Genomic DNA, 18,456 nt, shown 5'->3' with positions numbered 1-18,456 from the left:
GTCGATTACATTTGCGGAACAGGATTCAGCACTATAACACGTTCACTCTTAGTCTCCAAATGTTCCAACCATAACTCCACCAACTGTGTGCCATTAATCAGATCGATATCCAATCCTTCAGCATAGTTACGGGCGTTACTCGTAAAGTCGCTCGTCGTTATCACATAACCACCAATAGCATCTTGCTTAACCATCTGAGAGTGAATTATCGCAATCGGACCAAAACCGACTAAATTCATATCGTTATAACATTTCACTTGACCTAGGTATAGTCCTTCGTCAGTTTGCTCTTCAATATCGATGCCGAAGTCTCCTGAGCTCTTCGTCACGTATGTGTTACCGCCTCGAACAGATGACATGATCTCTGCTACAAAACGTTCGAACAATAATGGATTTTCTTCTTTCTCCTCTTCCAGGTCTCGTTTAAAGCGGTTATACAAACCGATTCGAAGAGTCTCCTTCATATGTTTATGCACTGACAAAGTATCAGAGGCATCACTGCTGTACTCATCTAACATTTGTTTTTGTTTGTAACACAGATAAACAAGGTAGCACGAAAAAATAAGCAGCATAGTGAATAACATGGTCATTTATTGTCACTCCTTTGTATTTCCATCATATCCAACGCTTTGTCGTTTCAATCAATTTGTCTCTTGTCGGGATGATACCAGATAACCCCTATCAGAATTGGAGGGAACTCATCTGACATCCTCCGATTTAATTTAACTAAAATGCTTTTTTTTCGGAATATATAATGAATTTTCTTAAATATTGGATCTAACTTTTCCTCAAAAGTATAACTGACTAACATAAGAAATAAAAAAGCAGCAAGTTCCCGACATACACGGGGACTTGCTGCTTGGCATACATAAAATTAGGATGGTGCCGGTGGTGTACCATTACCCTGCAATCGCAGCGGCACAAAAAAATCATGCTCCACTTCACTTGCCGGCAGTGGGCGACTGAAATAATAGCCCTGAATCTCCCGGCAATCATTCTGCATCAGTATATCCAGTTGGCCTTTCGTCTCAATGCCTTCCGCAATGACTTCCATCTTGAGATTCTGTGCCATCGATATAATGGTCGCCACAATGGCTTGATCGCTGTGACTCTCTGTAATGTCCGTCACAAACGAACGATCAATCTTGAGCTTGTGAATCGGGAAATGCTTCAGATAACTGAGTGAACTGTATCCCGTACCAAAATCATCCAGGCTGATCTTGACACCCAGTGCTGTCAGTTCATTCAGGATCGCCGTGGATACGGCTGCATCCATCATCATGCTCTCTGTTATTTCCAGCTCCAGATATCGAGCATCCAGCCCTGTCTCCAAGAGTGCATTCTTGACCTGTTCTACCAAGTTGGATTGGTGGAACTGCTGGCTGGACAAGTTAACCGATACCGGAATGAGTGGTCCGCCACTGGCATGCCAGAGTTTCATCTGCCTGCATGCTTCCCGGAGCGTCCAATTGCCAATCTCATAGATCATGCCTGTCTCTTCTGCAAGCGGGATAAACACATTGGGTGCGAGCAGACCTTTGAGTGGATGGTTCCAACGTATAAGAGCCTCCACACCAATCATGCGGCTATCCTCAGTACGAATCTGTGGTTGATAGTACAGGACCATCTCATCGCGTTCCAAAGCTTTACGAAGATAACCCTCCAGCTCAATACGTTCATATAGTTCCGAATCCAGTTGGGCAGTGTAGAATTGGAAACCATTTTTGCCGTTTTTCTTCACTTCATACATGGCGGAGTCCGCATGTTTCAACAAAGCATCCACGCCCACTCCATGATCCGGATACATCGCAATTCCAATGCTGGCGGTTACGTAAAAGTCATTCTCCTTCAGTCGATAAGGTAACTGAATGGCTTCAACAATCTGTTTTGCAAGTTCTGCCACTCTTACTTCTGTCGCTTGACCCTGGGTCACAACGAGTGTGAACTCGTCCCCGCCCATCCGGGCCAGCATGACATTCTCCATAGCCAAGGGATCAGAAGCTTCTATGGCTTTCATGATCCGGTTGCTCACTTCTCTTAGAAATACATCTCCAATGGAATGTCCCAGCGAGTCATTAATCATCTTGAAACGATCTATATCCATCACCATAACGGCAAAAGAGTTCCCTTTTTCTGCTGAATCGTTAATCGTACAAGCCAGCACATCATCCAACTTGCGCCGATTGGGCAGCCCCGTCAACGGATCATGCAAAGCTTGGTGACGAATCTTCTCCTGAGCCTGCTTCTCCTCCGTTACGTCTTTGATCAAAATGTGACTTCCCACATGTCTGCCATCAATGACAACAGGAACTACAACAATACTAAGGTCCAGAAGTTCACCCTGTACATCTCTCATTTTGGCCATGTAGTGCGCCTGCTCCAGCCCATGATCATCCCAATCGATGGAATCAAATTCACTTATCCACTCTATATCGATTTGCTGAGCGATCTCATCAATGGAACGATCCATGACCTCTTTTTCAGGATATCCGGTGATTGTTGTTACAGCAGCATTAATCCCTTTAACAATACCTTCCTTGTTCACTGAAATAATAGCATCCGAATGGTTATGATACAGGGCCTGATACCATTGCTCATTCTCATGAATCCGTCGATCTTTCTGTGACATTCGCTGATTGATAAATATGCCAAACAACGTCAAACCCAAAGCAATAAATGTGCCCGATGCGATCAAGTAGGCGAGAATACCTGGCTCAATCTGCATACCTGAACTTACCATCGAGCCATGTGAATGATGGAAATGTGCCGCTGACATCCCGGTATAATGCATGCCAGAGATTCCAATACCCATAATGAGACCGCTGCCCATCTTGTAAACCCAAGTATGTCTTGATTGATGATAACGGAAGAAAAACATGAGCCACAATGCCGCAAATGAAGCAAGCGCTGCAATCAGAATAGATAACACCACTCTGCCTGGTTCATACGTAACCGGAATTGACATCGCTGCCATTCCCACATAATGCATCGAGCTGATCCCCGCGGTCATCAGTACTCCAGCAATCATGAGTTTGCTTATCCTGCCCGATTGTCTACCCGCAATGTTCAAGGCCACCCCCGATGCGACAATAGCAAGTAGAACAGATAAAACAACCTTACCGGTGGAATAGGAGACTTGCGTAGGCAGAACAAAAGCCAGCATACCTACGAAATGCATGGACCAGATTCCCAGCCCCATCGATACTGCACCGCAGGTAAGCCATACATTCCGCGCCATCCCGCTAGCCTGACTTACACGGCCTGCAAGGTCAAGGGCAGCGTATGAAGCTAACGATGCAATAATATAGGATAAAATAACAAGTTCTAAGTTGTACGTGCCATGTAGGTGCTCCACTCACTCTGTCCTTTCAACCGGGAAATGCCTTGTATGTATGCAAAAATGTAAAAAAGAAGCGAGTGCGCTGTCTGGATGACAGGCACTCCCTCCGCATCATTTGACTCGTGACAACAGACTTAGTTGAAGCCGTTGTCATACATTGGAACCCGTTTATATGAATGTATATAGTCTAAACGTCCCAGCCTTTAAAATCAACACTTATTTCCAGATATACAATATTGAATAACTAACATTCTCATATTCTAATTCACAACTAAATATTCTATTTACGAGTCAGTAACAGACTGCCAAAACCGGAAGTATCTTGATAAGAATTACCTGATGAATCACTCCAGATGGACACACTGCTTCGCTTGCCATCTCCCGCGCCATCATCATTAACTTGAAGATCAAACCCAATCCATCTTTGCCCTTCAGCACGAACGCTGTCTAGTGGGATTGCCACTTCAACTGTATACCCTCCGCTTGTTAATCGGGTAGCTGATTTGAAACTTTCTTTCCGTGCATTTCCACCAAAAGAAGCCTCATTATCAAAATTGACCCGGTACTGGGCATCATCCTCCTGATAGAATGTCGTCTGATCTTTGCTAGGGTCGATAAAAATCTCGATCGAATCCTGCTCATGTGCATTAGAACTTAATTTGCTTCGCAATGGATCTTTCACATCTGCCAATACGTACAGGTATTTCTCATCCCATAACAGCTGTGCAGTCGCCGTTGCACCGGCGTTTCCGACCACCCAGACATCCGTTTTAACAGATGCAGCTTTTTTCCAGACGTTATCCTTTTTTGCATCAATGACAGGTTTGCCATAAGTGACCTTGGTTTGTTTCAAGACAGAACCGAGCTTCAGTTTGCCCCGGTTGGCTGGTTTGTCGGGCTGTTGATTGGAAATATCATTCCAAACAATGGTCGCTGTCTTTCCAGCAGCATGTTCATCCGTAATCCGAAAATCCAGAGACAAGACCTGGCCTTCGGTAAGTAAAGCAGCTGACATAGGCAGTGATGCGTATACAACATACCCGGTTTTTGTCTCCTGTACGTTGTAAGTATTTTTATCTTTGCCTTTAGCGCCATCCCGTTTAAATGTATATTGACCATTTGCAGACGGCGGATTTTTCTTCTTGGCAGACAGATCAGCTTCAGAAGTTGCAGCGCCTGTCCCCTTGACTTCTTCCGCGAGGAAAACCTGCACCTGATCCCCTTTGCGACGTGTGGTATCCTTCACTTCCACTCGTAAATTCACCTTTTTGGCATCCCACATCATACGAGCCTCACCCGTAACCGCAGATGTACCATCTGCCAGATGATTAATTTCGAGTCCTTTCACAGCACCCCAAAGAATATCTTCCTGTCCTTTGTGATTCGGGAAAGAAGGGCTGGCCTTCAATGCTGTCCATTCATTACGATAGATCGGAAGGGTGGTAGGGTCCACCAGTGCCCAAAATGCCGGTTTTGCTTTTAATTTACGATCAAATAACAATGGTGCATCTTTGCGTCCTTTGACTGGATGATTATCAAGCCATGTACCATCATCCGCAAGTCCCCAGACTGTAACGCTGTCCATTACACCGCGTTTTCCCAACTCGTCGAACAGGTCGAACAGTTCACGATAACGGTAAGCTTGTTGCAGCATTAATTCATCTGTGACAGGCATCTCCAGTTCAGAATTACTTGAATAGATCGAAACGTCCAGCTCTGTAACCTGTACATTCACACCAAGAGCGATCACTTTCTCAAAAGCCTCACGAATGAGCTTTACATCCGGTCCGTACATGGATACATGCATCTGGAATCCAACCGCATCAATCGGTGTTCCTTTGGCAAGCAACTTCTCTACAAGCTTCACCATATCATTCACCTTGTTTCCATTGCCCTCCATTCCATAGTCATTAATCACCAGTACAGCATCGGGGTCAGCCTCACGTGCATAACGGAAAGCCAACTCAATGTAATCACTGTCATCTCCGTCGCCATCCACATCCCCAATAATATCTCTCCACTTGGAATTACTGGCCTCATTCCGCAAGCCGCCTCCGTCTGAGATGACTTCATTGACGACATCCCATGTATGAACCTTTCCTTTGTACCGGGTCACGATGGTTTGAATATGGGTTTTCATCCGTGCAAGCAACTGTTCCCGCGTGGCAGGTTTCGATGCATCATTCGGATCAGTAAAGAACCAATTCGGCACCTGACTATGCCATAACAGCGTATGACCTCTGATTTCCATGTCATTTGCTTCGGCAAACTTCACCAGGCGATCTGTCTCTGACCAGACAAACTCTCCTTCCTTGGGCTGCATCGCATCCATTTTCATAAAATTGTCCGCTGTAATACTATTAAAGTGTTTCGTCAACAACTGGGAATGCTGGTTTTCCGCGTCTAGTGCAGACTGGTTGATGGCAGCTCCCATTGCGTAATTTTGTCCCACCATATCGACCAGATTCGGAATATCCTTCTCTATTTCAATTTTCTGAGCAGCCGTAATCAGAACATCATCCACGTAAAATGAAATCGTATCTGCCGGCGTCACTTCCGCTGACGTCTTCCATGGTGTCTCCACATACATGCGGAATCCGGTGATACCACTATTTTCTTCGGGAATCACCACATCGGCCTCGACTTTTTTCCACTGTCCTTTATTCAAGGTAGCGGAGGCAAAGGTAGCATATTCAAGACTCGAAGCGTCTTTATTGTATTCTTTCTCGAGTGCACCGTTAAGGACCTGACTGTCCGGCCCTTCATCGTACATGGCCCAAAATGAAATATGAACTGTGCTGCCCTTCTGTACATGATCCAGCATCTCAATTAAGGGTCCATGGAACGTTTCGGTACGTGAAGAGGTTCTCAGGCTGCGTGTACTGTCATGACCTACTTGCGTTACGATATCAAGCTTTTCACTTGCACGTGGACGCCATTGTCCCAACACACCATCTTCAAAATCAGCCTTGAACAGTACTTCATCATCGCCAGTCTTAACGTCCGCTGCCGAAGCACGTGTCCCTCCTGTTCCCACACTTGGGAACAAACTGAAGATCAATACAGCCGACAAGCACAAGCTCCACCATTTTCTCAAATGCATCCGATCTCCTCCTTGGTTCGTTGTTTGTGAAGAATAACCTTTGCTCTGCCATGTGCCAGCCCTTTACAAGATCGTTATACAGGATGGATAGATGCAAATGGACAGAAAATTGTAAGCACTTTCATTATACGATTGCCAGTAAACTTTGTTTACCCGTTAAACTATAGGACTTGTACCACTCCCTAATCCATATGTTTCCAAATGAGATATATAACGACAAAAAGCACAGCTTATTAGCTGTGCTTCGTGTAAACATCTTTACTATTTACGTTTTTAAGCTTTTAAGCTTTTAAGCTTTTAAGCTTTTAAAGGTGCTGTCGTCTGACGGATAACCAGATTGGAAGGTTCCGTCACCACAGGAGGAGAATAAGATGGATTCTCGATCATGGCAATCAGATATTCAATGGACTTAATGCCAATGGAATAGATATTCTGATTCACCGTGGTCAACCCCGGTTTGAATACCTCAGCATAATACGTGTTATCGAACCCGACAACCGAGATATCTTCTGGTACACTCAGTCCATGCTTTTCAATTTCATGAATCGCACCAAAAGCAGACATGTCTGATGCACAGACAATTCCCGTTGGTTGATCCTGAAGTGCCAGCAATCGTCGGGCAGCCTTGCTTCCCCCGTCGAAGGAATAATCGCAGATCTCCAGATATACCGTAGAATACGGGATGCCGCATTCTCGCAGCCCTTCCCGATATCCTTCCAATCGCAGATTGGCTACAGCAGGTCCAAGTGTCCCTGAGATATAGGCAATTTTGCGGTGCCCAAGCTCATGCAGATGTTTGACACCCATCGAGATCCCGTTCGCGTTATCCGTAGTAATGTAACCGGCACGTTTGCCCAACATGTCCGTATCAACAAACATCGTTGGAATCTCTGCATCCACCAGTTCCTGAATACTCGCGTTTTCTCTGCCTTCCCCGAATACTACTACGCCATCCACATTACGACTGCGGCAATGTTTGATGAACGAGTACGCCGGATCATCGAATCGAGTAGACAACCGGACCAGGTCATATCCACTGTTCTCCAGCGCTGTCTTGATCCCTTCCAGCAACTCGGACACAAAAGGGTTCGTAAACGGAACCGTTAACAGTACTCCCACCGTCCATGAACGGCGTTTGACAAGTCCACGTGCGACCACATTGGGTTGATATTTCAATAATTCGATGGCTATATTGACTTTTTTGCGTGTTTTTTCACTTACATCAGGATAATCGTTTATCACTTTGGAAACGGTTGCAACAGATACTCCCGCTTCCTTGGCTACATCATGGATAGAAGCCATCTGATCACCTCAACCTCTTTCGAATCCCCTGTCTCCGGCTGCATTTTCTATAACATCGGCAGGTTTGTCTACCCATTATAGCTTAAAACAGCCTGAAACGGTATGGAAGGTTCCTAATGCTTTTAAGCTCTATTCCTGCTGTTCCAGTTTCTTCAAATCCAGAGACAGTTTCTCCATTGTTGTTGCAAATACAGCGAGTTCAGCCGAGCGTGAAGCTTGGCTACGTGCCCCTCTGGAAGTATGATCCGACTCCTGCTGCACACTGCTCAGTTTCTTCATGATCTGCTCCAGATTAGACTGAATTTTACCCTGGGCATCCCGGGAACTGGCTGCAAGCTTGCGCACCTCACTAGCGACTACTTCGAAGCCACGTCCAAACTCTCCTGCATGAGCAGCTTCAATCGCTGCGTTCAGGCCGACAAGATGACTCTGATCCGATATCTCGCGAATGAGTTCACCCATTTTTCCGATCTGCTGGATCTCTCCTGTTAATTCGGTAAGCATAACCTGAGCCTGATCCTGAGAAGCCGCTGTTTCTTTGGCTACACTTGATATCGCCATTGCACTTTCATTTAATTCACTAATCATGCCTGTAAGCTCTTGGGTAATCTGCGTAATTGCCTGTAATGTATGTTGTTGGTCATCGGCAAGCTGATGTAACTTTTCTTTTTCTTTCTTCTCATAGGCTTCAAGGACAAGCTGTGAATCCAGATTAAACATTTTGCTGAGCGCTTGAATGACAAGATGCCAGGAATCAGGGATAACCTGTTGGAATATGCTCGTTGCAATATCCAGGTAGACCATATAGGTACCCAGATAATAATCTTCAGACAGACCAATCCGTGAATGCACAAGTCCAATCGCAATCCGTTGCTCAATATATGCGTCGTCCACGATTCCATCCGTCATTGATAACCAGTACATCTTCTGTGTTTCTTTTAGACGATCAATGGTAGAGAATCGAGCGATCAGATCTACCAATTCAGGATAATTCCCCACATGATTGTAGAAATGATCCACCACTTCATTAACGACTTTTTTAAAAACAGGCCGATGATCGGCAAGCAGTTTTAGATCCCCTGCGGTTAATCCCATGTAATCAAGTTGCTTCTGTCTTGTTGCGGAAATACTGCTCATATCTGGTTCAGTCAGCTCCTTAATAAACACTAAATTACTTTAAATTGTAAATATATGTATTGATTATAGACTAAAATACCTAAATATACATATACCATTAGAACTAATTCTCTTTAAAATTAACCTTATTTGTCAGCTTTTTAGACTGATATGACCTTCATGTAATTAAAAAGGCCCTGACCCTGCTGTGAAGGAGCCTCACAACAGGCATCAGGAGCCTGATCCGGAATGGTTCGTTGCCGATTAGCGATTAAGCAGACTACCCACATAACGTAACAGTTCATTCGCGCTGGCTGCGGTGTATCCATGTTCCTCAATTAAACGTTTAATGACTTCATTCATACGTTTCAATTGTGTTGCATCCGGTGTTTTGGTTGAGGTTGTGATCTTGACAATATCTTTCAGATCGGTGAACAACTTTTTCTCAATCGCTTCACGCAAACGGTCATGGCTGCTGTATTCGAACTTGCGCTCCTTGCGGGAGTATGCCGAGATTCGGATCAGAATCTCTTCTCTGAACGCTTTCTTTGCATTCTCGGAGATCCCGATCTGTTCCTCTATGGATCGCATCAGACGCTCATCCGGGTCCATCTCTTCATCCGTGAGCGGGTCACGCATCTTGGACCAGTTGCAAAATGCTTCAATGTTATCGAGGTAATTCTCGAATAACGTTCTTGCGGATTCCTCGAATGAGTAAACAAATGCTTTCTGCACTTCCTTCTTGGCCAGTTCATCATACTCCTTGCGTGCAAGAGCAATGAAGTTCAGATAACGCTCCCGCTCTTCCTTTGTAATTGAAGCATGCTGGTCCAGACCGTCCTTGATCGCCCGCAGAATATCCAGCGCGTTAATGCACTGAAGATTTTGCTTAATCAAAGCACTGGAGATCCGGTTAATGACATACCGTGGATCAATGCCGGACATCCCTTCATCCAGATACTCATTTTGCATCTCGCGCAGATCAGCTTCTTTGTATCCTTCCACTTCTTCACCATCATACATGCGCATTTTTTTAACGAGATCCATGCCTTGTTTCTTCGTTTCCTTCAAGCGGGTAAGTATGGAAAAAATGGCTGCAGTCCGCAGTGCATGCGGTGCAATATGAACATGCTTCATGTCACTTTGCTGAATGAGCTTGGCATAGATTTTCTCTTCCTCGGATACCTTCAAGTTGTACGGAATCGGCATGACAATCATCCGGGATTGCAGTGCCTCATTCTTCTTGTTGGAGATAAAAGACTTATACTCCGATTCATTCGTATGCGCCACAATCATTTCATCCGCACTGATTAAGGCAAAACGTCCTGCTTTGAAATTTCCTTCCTGCGTGAGCGACAGGAGATTCCATAGGAATTTCTCATCACATTTCAACATCTCCTGGAACTCCATTAACCCACGGTTCGCCTTGTTCAACTCCCCATCAAAACGATAGGCACGTGGATCGGATTCGGAACCAAACTCCGTAATGGTGGAGAAGTCGATACTCCCCGTCAGATCGGCAATATCCTGTGATTTCGGATCGGATGGACTGAACGTTCCTATTCCCACGCGATTATCTTCGGAAACAATGACCCGTTCCACCGGTACCTTGCTGATATCACCACCATATTCGGTACGGAGTCTCATCTGGCAGGATGGGCAAAGGTTACCCTCAATACGGACTCCAATTTCCTTTTCCACTTCAGGACGAAGCTCCAGCGGAATCAAATGCAGCGGTTCCTCATGCATCGGGCATCCATCAATGGCGTATATGGCACCTTTCTCTGTCCGCGAGAACTGTTCAAGCCCACGCTTCAGCAGCGTCACCAGCGTCGATTTCCCTCCACTTACGGGACCCATCAGGAGCAAGATCCGCTTCCGTACATCCAGACGGCGTGCTGCCGAGTGAAAGTATTCTTCAACCAACTTTTCAATCGAACGGTCCAGCCCAAAGATCTCCTGTTCAAAAAACTTGTACCGCTTATGCCCACCTACTTCTTCCACCCCAAACGATTCAATCATCTCATACACTCTGGCGTGAGCCGTCATTGCCGGAGTCGGGTCCTCTCTCAGCAGTGCAATATAATCTTCAAATGTTCCGTTCCATGTCAAACGGTCACTCTCTGCCCGATGTTCCGCAACGCGTTCAAAAATATTCATGCTTGGTACCTCCCATGGCTCCTTTAGTGTGATTGTCAACCATTCCGAATGGTATGAAGAAATCAATAGAATTGCGGCTCCTGCTTGAATACCAATCTTGCGGTCCTGTGTAGTCCCGCCACCCTCTGTCCAAACGTCTTGTTTTGTTGTGAAAAGTGTATTACATACCTATGCGGCAATTCGGATAAGTTGACCTCTTTTTTTCAATCAACCACTTCGAATTTTGGCTTTTCCCTGTTCTATCAGACATCTTGTGCCTTCAGAAAAAAAAGAACGAATATGATATAATGAGGGTTCTAAATTCAGGAAACCGGACAACACATGGTCAGAGACAGGCCACTTCTGGAAAGGAGCACGGACGATGGCAGTGAAATACGAAACCGAATTATATTCGCCTGTGAAGGCTTTCTTCGAGCAGCGTGGCTTCGACGTCAAGGCGGAAATCAGACATTGTGACCTCGTCGGAGTCAGATCAGACCAGGACGAACCACTCATTGTGGAGATGAAAAAAACATTTAATCTCTCCCTGTTGCTGCAGGGCATGCAGCGCTTGAAACTTAGCCCGTTCGTGTATCTGGCCGTCGAGCGCAATCGCAGTAAACGCGGAGCCGTGAACCAACGCTGGAGCGAACTGACCGCACTATGCAGACAGCTCGGTCTGGGGCTGCTGACTGTCACATTTTACAAAACCAAAGCTCCCCTGATTGATGTATTGTGCGAGCCCTCCGCCCTGATCCCCCTCACTGGCCCCAATCAGGTTGCCCGTAAAAGCGGTGTTCGGCGGAAGCGATTGCTCAAGGAATTCGACGAACGCAGCGGAGACTACAATACGGGAGGCAGTACACGAAGACAGCTGGTCACAGCATATCGTGAGAAGGCTTTGCGTGTCGCATCCGCTCTACGGACGAACGGAGAAGCCTCTCCAGCCAACCTTGCCAGACAGACAGGCGTAGGTTCTGCCGCAGCAATTCTGCAAAAAAATTATTATGGCTGGTTTGAACGCCTCTCCCGTGGAAAGTATATTCTGACGATTAAGGGAGTACAGGCGTTAACCGAGCATGCACACATGCTTGAGGATAATGATATGATTGAACGAACCATTAATGAACTCGATGTAACGTATTCTGTATCTGGTGAAAATAAGGACGACCTTGCACACATCGCTGAAACAGCGGAGCAGTACTTAAAAAATACAGGCCATATCTGATATGGAATCATCTGAAGTAACGGATGTGAAAAAAAATGAGAAGGCAAAAAAACACCTGTAATCTCCACTGGAGACTACAGGTGTTTTGATGTGTTCTATATAGAAGATTGTTATTAGAATTTTACTGCTACTTCGGAAGCCAATTTCAGACCTGCAGTAACGATTTCTTCAGCACGATCAGCAGAAGCATTATGTCCTTCAACGATAACCACTTCAGGGTTTTGAATGCCCCACAAGCCGAGAACTGTTTTCAGGAAGTTCAGGGACATTTCAGCAGCTGCCATTGGGCCTTCGGAATAAACGCCACCACGTGCGTTAAGCAAAGCTACTTTTTTGTCGCCAGCAAGTCCTACAGGACCTTCAGCAGTGTATTTGAATGTTTTACCAGCTTGGCTCAGGTAAGCAATGTAGTTTACCAATGGAGCTGGAACAGTGAAGTTCCACAGTGGGAATGCAAATACAACTTTGTCAGCTGCCAGGAATTGATCTTGCAATTGTGCTGCAAGTGAAGCTGCTTTTTGCTCGTCAGCTGTCAGTTCAAAACCGTTTGCTGCTTTGTAAGTACCTGTGATAGCAGTGTTACCATAGAATGGGAATTCTGTATTGTAGAGATCCAACTCAGTAACTGTGTCACCTGGGTGGGACTCTTTGTATGCGCTCAAGAATGCATCGTACAATTTAACGCTGACTGCTTGATCTGCAGGACGGTCATTTGCTTTAACAAATAAAATATTAGACATGTTGAATTTTCCCCCGTTAAATAAAATATATGAGTGCTTTTCCTGAACTGGCCACCATTGTAGCTTATATAAAGAAACCAACAACTCATTAATTCATATTATATATAAAAATGTTAGTGGATGCAATAACGTAATCACTTTGGTCATGAACCAATTTTAATTTTTGCTACAAAATCTATTTTTGATCTGACTTAGCTACGAGCCGTAAATTCGGAAATGGCTTCACTGATCAGGTTCATGCCAAGCAGCAATTCATCCCGGCCCGGGTGGCTAAAGTTCAATCGGATGTAACGTTGATCCTGTACACCTGTGGAGCATAGTGATCCAGGAAGAAAGGATACACCTTTGGGCAAAGCCGCCTTAAGCAGAGCGCCACTATCCAATCCTTCCGGCAACTGTACCCACAGATACATTCCGCCCTCAGGGATGTTGTACTGACACCCTTTCCAGCCCGGCCTCTTCAACAGTTCAAGCATCAGTTTGAGTCTTGTCTTATACTCCCGATTCAACATCGATAGGTGATCACTCCAACGAAATGGGGAATGGGCAAGCAATTGATACAACAGCCGCTGATTCATCGGACTGGACTGACCATCTGCAATTCGTTTAACCGAGGCCATTGCCTGAATCAGCGCAGGATGTCCAGCGGCCCATCCGGTTCGAAGAGCGGGCGCTACCGTTTTGCTGAATGAACCAATGTAGAGAACATGTCCACCCTGATCGGCAGTATCCAGTGCAAAGAGTGAAGGATATTTACGATAGAATTCCGTTGGCTCAAGGCCATCGAAATGGAGCTCTCCGTAAGAATCATCTTCCACAAGCAGTACACCATAGCGCGAACACAGCTCAAGGACTGCCTCCCGCCGCTCCATACTCCACAAAGCACCGGTCGGATTCGAGAAACTGGGTGCAGCAAAAAGCAGCTTCGGTCTAACCTGCTGCATGTGATGCTCTAAAAGGTCTGGCAGTATGCCGTCCCGATCACCCATTACGGGCACAATCTTGGCTCCTTGCATCTCCAGAACCTCAAGACAGCCTGGAGATGTGGGATGTTCAACCAGTACAGAATCTCCTGGCTCAAGCAATAGACGCATCACCAGATCGATGGCCTGCTGGGTACCAGTAGTCAACAGAATCTGCTCGGGTACCGTTCGTATGCCTTTGCGTGCATTCCAGTCTTTGTTCAACCACTCTCTTAGGGGTGTGTAGCCTGCTGGCTCTCCATATTGCAATGCGGAGGGGCCTGAACTAAAGACAGACACCGCTGCTTCTTCCAACAATTTGAAAGGAAACAACTCCTCCGCAGGCAATTCTTCCGCCAGAGAAATGAAATAATCCCTGCCAGACATCTCACGTATATCCCTCAGTGGTGATGACAAAAGCCTGTTGGTACGGGAAGCAAAGAAATATTTCATCGATCCGTTCCCCTTTCGTCCCTATTCCGAAACTGTACTCGCAGTCCGCAGCCCTACAACCTATTCCTGCTCGCCATCGAATATGACCGGATGCATACCGAACTGTTGTGATCATGGGAAGAACAGACCTGTTTCGTCAGGATCCCGTCTTCACTTGTCTTGCATGCAAGGCATAACGTTCAATGGCCTGTGCTCTACTGCTCACTTCCAGCTTCACGTATATTTTACGCAGGTAATTATCAATGGAACGTCTGCTAACGTTGATCTCATTCGCTATTTTATCATAGGTTACACCCTGAACAATTCTTTCCATGATAAAAGTTTCGGTTTCTGTTAATTCAATGACACGTGCTTCTGTCGGAGACTCCACAGGTTGCGCCCACTCCGCACTGTTTAACCACGACAATGGAATGGACACATGGCCCTCACGCAATCCAGAGATCAGATGAATCAGCTGGCTAGGGGAAGCCTGTTTGGATAACATGCCGCTTGCACCAAGGCTCATCAGATGACGAAACAGCTTCACATTGTCTTCATCCGTCAAAATAATGATGTGACTGTGAGCTGACAGATTCTTCATCTGGGCAATATATTGATCTGCCTGACCCTCCGGAAGACGATAATCCATCAGAATCAGATCAGGCTGGTGAATATTCACCAGATCGAGCCCTTCTGTTCCGGTCGAAGTCATGCCACGTACCGTCAGATCTTGCTGCTCTTCCAAAATCAATTTTGTACCGAGCATGCTGGTGGGGTGGATATCTATGATGACCACCTGCCATACTTTTTTCATTGTTGTTCCCCCTGTTATGTATTGGACAAATAACTTTTAAATTCTGTCATGATGATTTCATCGTCTATGCGACAATCCGAGTATAGAAGAAGCATAGGTCGGATTATGTCGAAAAACAGAAAAATACAGGAGGAAGCCGATAAAAAAGCTCTATTTCCACTGTATTTTGTTATAAAAACACCATGACGTCCATCTTTCCATCCCCGGAAAGGTCAAAATATAGTATAAATTTCCTGCATTTCTATCTAAAAAAGTCGAAAAACCTGCCCAAAGTTCCTACTTATTGCATCTATAAGAAATTGTATCCTAGGACTTCCTTCCGATGCAATCTCTTTTTACTCTATTAAGTAAAGAATTTCATTTTTGCGTAATCAATAGGGGCATGATAGAATGAGGACTGGAAATTTTTTTGTACCTATAAATGACCAGGAGTGATGATATGAAACCATCTGACCCGTCCTCTGACATCCATCACACCCGGAGCGCCAAAGGCAAGGCTGGATCTTCAATCAAACTGTTTCTGGTAATGTGGATTGTTCTCATTGCACTAGGAGTCGTTGGAACCTACTATTATAGTAACCATCTCCAGCAACAGATGATTAACCAGCTTCAAGCCCATAATCAGCAGCAGATTGCAGCGCTAAAAACCGACTATGAAAATCAGCTAACAACGATATCAAAGGAAGTAGAAGACCTGCAGGGACAGGTTCAATCCTTCAATGAATTGCTGACTTTCACCAAGGATAATGCAAGTGACAAAACGGATAACAGCAACAAACTGTATACCCAGCTGAGCGAAGTCAAAAAACAACTGGAGACACTCCAGAAAAAGATGGACCTGCTCAAATGATTACACCCGTCAAACAGGTTAATCGTTTTTTTATGCTTGCACTCGCTCCTTTTGTTGGATTGATATTATGCCTGCTGCTGCTTCGTCCTCCACTTGAACCCGGAGGTTTGATGCCTACCGAACTGTCAGAGGATACGATTACACCCCGGACCCAAGCAATTAGCCAAGAGCTTGCGGGGGCAAAAGATGCTGCTGTCCAGACTTCTTCTTCTATTAAAAGAACGACACAGCTCTATAATAAAACAACTAGTACGATGTCTACACTTGTGCAGAAGGCTTCCACCCAGGCGGATCGTCCGGAAACGATCTACAACAAACGGATTTCATCCAAGCTTGGCGTTCCATTTGAACGGGTAGACAGTGACCGGCTAACGATTGAAATGTACAGAGTGAATCCTGGCAGCTATAAGGGCTATGCCATGAAGATCAAGCTAAAAGACCCTACTGCCATGCAGATGGCTCTAGACAGTGAACCTGGGCGTTCTGAGACGACCATGCAGGCTGTGAAGCGTAACGGCGCAATTGCCGGGATTAACGCAGGTGGATTTGCTGACAGTGGCGGCAAACGTTATCCACTTAGCACAACCGTCATGGACGGGAAGTACGTGAACGGTTTCCAGGCCAGTTTCAAAGATCTCTTTTTTGTAGGACTTAACGATGCCGGTAAACTGGTCGGAGGCAAGTTCTCCGACAAAAACTCACTGGATCGCCTGCAACCACAATTTGGGGCTACGTTTGTTCCGGTGCTGCTACAGAATGGGCGTAAAACCACAATTCCTGCCAAATGGAAAGTATCACCCAAACGAGCACCACGTACAGTCATTGGCAATTATAAGGATGATCAGTTATTAATCATTGTGGTCGACGGATATAATGAGGGCGGAAGTTCCGGTGCTACCCTTGAAGAGTTGCAAGGACGGTTGTACAAGCTTGGGGTGATTGACGCCTATAATCTGGATGGCGGTGGATCATCCTCGCTTATTCTGAATAATCGGGTTGTAAATAACCCTTCAGATGGCAGCCTCAGACCGGTGCCCACACACTTTTTATTTTACAAATAATAGGGTGAAGCATTTCTTTTCTACCTATAATGGTTATAATAGAAGAAAATGAGCTTGTGCAGGAGGTGCGAAGGGCATGTCATTTTCACTGACATTCTGGATTATTGCAATCGTATTGACTCTCTTCATTACAGGCATTCTCACTTCATCCTACAACAATGACAAAACAAAAGGCTTGTAAAGGCCAAGCCTCTCTCCGGAGAGGCTTTTTCTATTGCTTCATCCTCGAAATAACAAGAGACAAGGCTTAAAAGAATGATTCGATTCTTCTAAGCCTTGTCTCTTGCTGTATTCGGGATCAATAGCTAACCGCCCGGTCATTCCGCATGGATATAACCGAATCAGACGGAATAGGCCCACTCACCGACCCACCCTCAACTAATGTCACATAAATTCGTTCATGATCAACGGGTTCTCCAGCAATAATCTTGATCAATTGTTCAGCAGCGAGCGATCCCCACTTGCGCTTGGAATAATCAATGCTTGCCAATCTCGGCTGGACGTATTTGCTCAATTCAATATTGTCGAATCCGATGACATCAATCTCCTGACCAACGCCAAGTGCACTGTCTGCCAGACGATCACACAAGCCAATAGCCATCTCATCATTGAGGCAGAATACCGCTGCGGGTCCATCATACACCTGCACAATCTGATCTGCGGCTTGTTCTCCACCACTCTTCTCAAAATCTCCCGTGATCTCAATCCATTCCACATCGGCTTCACGTTCCGCAACCTGTCTTACAGCCTTTAACCGCTGCACAGAGTCAAACGAACCTTCCGGTCCTGTCACCACGTAGATTTTCTTATGTCCCTGTTCAATCAGATGTTCCATCGCAAGTGTCGCCCCGGCTTTGTTATCCAGCAGAACCTGATTAATGTTGGGATGATCCATCTCACGGTCCAATACAACGATTTTGTGCCCACGATCGGCATACTGCATTAGTTCCTCACTTGCAAACGTATGATCCAGAATGATCGCACCATCAATCATTCTCTCTGGAAGCATGCGATGGGATTGTTTACCACTGCACACGATCAGGTCATAGCCTTGAGCGTTACATACGGCTTTCATGCCACTCAGCAAGTCTCCATATACATCTCCGCTAAAATCGGTCAAGAAAACACCTAGAATTTTGGATTCCCTCTTCTTCAGTGTTCTTGCTGCGGCATTTGGAACATAGTTCAGTTCTTTGGCAATGGCCAAAATTTTGGAACTCGTCTCATCGGTCACTTTGTTGCTGCCATTCAGCGCATATGACACAGTAGAGATGGAAACTCCCGCCTGTTTGGCGATATCCTTGATACTGACCACATTCTTCGCTCCCCTGTTATGTTCATCAGGCCTTCCATAACAAAAGGCCTGACA

13 protein-coding genes are annotated in these 18,456 nt (G+C 45.6%); 3 read left to right on the top strand and 10 right to left on the bottom strand.

Annotation, left to right across the window (positions count from 1 at the left end):
• Window positions 1-5 precede the first annotated feature (5 nt).
• The 6 genes from MKY95_RS09750 to MKY95_RS09725 form a co-directional block, all read right to left on the bottom strand.
• Entirely contained in the window at window positions 6-464 is a 459-nt protein-coding gene (locus MKY95_RS09750) for a restriction endonuclease (protein ID WP_053061672.1), read from the bottom strand.
• Window positions 465-874: 410 nt separating this feature from the next.
• Window positions 875-3,355, bottom strand: coding sequence for an EAL domain-containing protein (locus MKY95_RS09745; RefSeq protein ID WP_036610003.1), 2,481 nt, complete (start codon window positions 3,353-3,355; stop codon window positions 875-877).
• 265 nt (window positions 3,356-3,620) lie between these two features.
• On the bottom strand, window positions 3,621-6,443 hold the full coding sequence (locus MKY95_RS09740; protein ID WP_076318324.1) for an endo-1,4-beta-xylanase: 2,823 nt from the start codon (window positions 6,441-6,443) through the stop codon (window positions 3,621-3,623).
• Window positions 6,444-6,740: 297 nt separating this feature from the next.
• Entirely contained in the window at window positions 6,741-7,745 is a 1,005-nt protein-coding gene (locus tag MKY95_RS09735; protein ID WP_017689571.1) for a LacI family DNA-binding transcriptional regulator, read from the bottom strand.
• Between the two features lie 129 nt (window positions 7,746-7,874).
• On the bottom strand, window positions 7,875-8,882 hold the full coding sequence (locus tag MKY95_RS09730; protein WP_076318323.1) for a globin-coupled sensor protein: 1,008 nt from the start codon (window positions 8,880-8,882) through the stop codon (window positions 7,875-7,877).
• A 243-nt stretch (window positions 8,883-9,125) separates the two neighbouring features.
• A complete protein-coding gene (locus tag MKY95_RS09725) occupies window positions 9,126-11,021 on the bottom strand; it encodes a PrkA family serine protein kinase (RefSeq protein ID WP_036669848.1) in 1,896 nt (631 codons plus the stop codon).
• A gap of 361 nt (window positions 11,022-11,382) precedes the next feature.
• Between MKY95_RS09725 and MKY95_RS09720 the strand changes: the two genes are divergently transcribed.
• Window positions 11,383-12,228: a DUF2161 family putative PD-(D/E)XK-type phosphodiesterase gene (locus tag MKY95_RS09720; protein ID WP_076318322.1), complete on the top strand. Its 846-nt coding sequence runs from the start codon at window positions 11,383-11,385 to the stop codon at window positions 12,226-12,228.
• 113 nt (window positions 12,229-12,341) lie between these two features.
• Here the strand turns inward: MKY95_RS09720 and MKY95_RS09715 are convergent, their stop codons facing one another.
• The 3 genes from MKY95_RS09715 to MKY95_RS09705 all read right to left on the bottom strand — a co-directional run bounded on the left by MKY95_RS09715 (window position 12,342) and on the right by MKY95_RS09705 (window position 15,176).
• Window positions 12,342-12,968 carry an FMN-dependent NADH-azoreductase gene (locus MKY95_RS09715; protein ID WP_036610012.1) on the bottom strand — a complete coding sequence of 209 codons (627 nt, stop codon included), beginning with the start codon at window positions 12,966-12,968 and terminating at the stop codon, window positions 12,342-12,344.
• Between the two features lie 191 nt (window positions 12,969-13,159).
• Complete coding sequence (locus MKY95_RS09710; protein WP_036610015.1) at window positions 13,160-14,383, bottom strand: PLP-dependent aminotransferase family protein; 1,224 nt, start codon at window positions 14,381-14,383, stop codon at window positions 13,160-13,162.
• Window positions 14,384-14,519: 136 nt separating this feature from the next.
• Window positions 14,520-15,176, bottom strand: coding sequence for a response regulator transcription factor (locus MKY95_RS09705; protein ID WP_017689577.1), 657 nt, complete (start codon window positions 15,174-15,176; stop codon window positions 14,520-14,522).
• Between the two features lie 439 nt (window positions 15,177-15,615).
• Here MKY95_RS09705 and MKY95_RS09700 point away from each other — a divergent pair, with 439 nt between their 5' ends.
• Together MKY95_RS09700 and MKY95_RS09695 are read left to right on the top strand one after the other, a co-directional pair.
• Window positions 15,616-16,026: a uroporphyrinogen-III C-methyltransferase gene (locus tag MKY95_RS09700; RefSeq protein ID WP_051447152.1), complete on the top strand. Its 411-nt coding sequence runs from the start codon at window positions 15,616-15,618 to the stop codon at window positions 16,024-16,026.
• A complete protein-coding gene (locus MKY95_RS09695; RefSeq protein WP_036669840.1) occupies window positions 16,023-17,087 on the top strand; it encodes a phosphodiester glycosidase family protein in 1,065 nt (354 codons plus the stop codon). Before MKY95_RS09700 ends, MKY95_RS09695 begins: the two co-directional genes overlap by 4 nt.
• A gap of 298 nt (window positions 17,088-17,385) precedes the next feature.
• On the opposite strand, the gene MKY95_RS09690 is transcribed toward MKY95_RS09695, so the two are convergent.
• A complete protein-coding gene (locus MKY95_RS09690; protein ID WP_076318321.1) occupies window positions 17,386-18,402 on the bottom strand; it encodes a LacI family DNA-binding transcriptional regulator in 1,017 nt (338 codons plus the stop codon).
• Between the last annotated feature and the right edge of the window lie 54 nt (window positions 18,403-18,456).

It is taken from the genome of Paenibacillus sp. FSL P4-0176 (assembly GCF_037975265.1).
GTDB classification, from domain to species: Bacteria; Bacillota; Bacilli; order Paenibacillales; family Paenibacillaceae; genus Paenibacillus; species Paenibacillus amylolyticus.
Note: the sequence above shows the minus strand (reverse complement) of the source record. Positions and strands in the feature narration are given on the sequence as shown.

Bases quoted from the DNA above. Each gene is read 5' to 3' on its own strand.
- MKY95_RS09750 (WP_053061672.1), bottom strand. From the start codon at position 464: ATGAAGGAGACTCTTCGAATCGGTTTGTATAACCGCTTTAAACGAGAC.
- MKY95_RS09740 (WP_076318324.1), bottom strand. From the start codon at position 6,443: ATGCATTTGAGAAAATGGTGGAGCTTGTGCTTGTCGGCTGTATTGATC.
- MKY95_RS09735 (WP_017689571.1), bottom strand. From the start codon at position 7,745: ATGGCTTCTATCCATGATGTAGCCAAGGAAGCGGGAGTATCTGTTGCA.
- MKY95_RS09730 (WP_076318323.1), bottom strand. From the start codon at position 8,882: ATGAGCAGTATTTCCGCAACAAGACAGAAGCAACTTGATTACATGGGA.
- MKY95_RS09725 (WP_036669848.1), bottom strand. From the start codon at position 11,021: ATGAATATTTTTGAACGCGTTGCGGAACATCGGGCAGAGAGTGACCGT.
- MKY95_RS09720 (WP_076318322.1), top strand. From the start codon at position 11,383: ATGGCAGTGAAATACGAAACCGAATTATATTCGCCTGTGAAGGCTTTC.
- MKY95_RS09715 (WP_036610012.1), bottom strand. From the start codon at position 12,968: ATGTCTAATATTTTATTTGTTAAAGCAAATGACCGTCCTGCAGATCAA.
- MKY95_RS09710 (WP_036610015.1), bottom strand. From the start codon at position 14,383: ATGAAATATTTCTTTGCTTCCCGTACCAACAGGCTTTTGTCATCACCA.
- MKY95_RS09705 (WP_017689577.1), bottom strand. From the start codon at position 15,176: ATGAAAAAAGTATGGCAGGTGGTCATCATAGATATCCACCCCACCAGC.
- MKY95_RS09700 (WP_051447152.1), top strand. From the start codon at position 15,616: ATGAAACCATCTGACCCGTCCTCTGACATCCATCACACCCGGAGCGCC.
- MKY95_RS09695 (WP_036669840.1), top strand. From the start codon at position 16,023: ATGATTACACCCGTCAAACAGGTTAATCGTTTTTTTATGCTTGCACTC.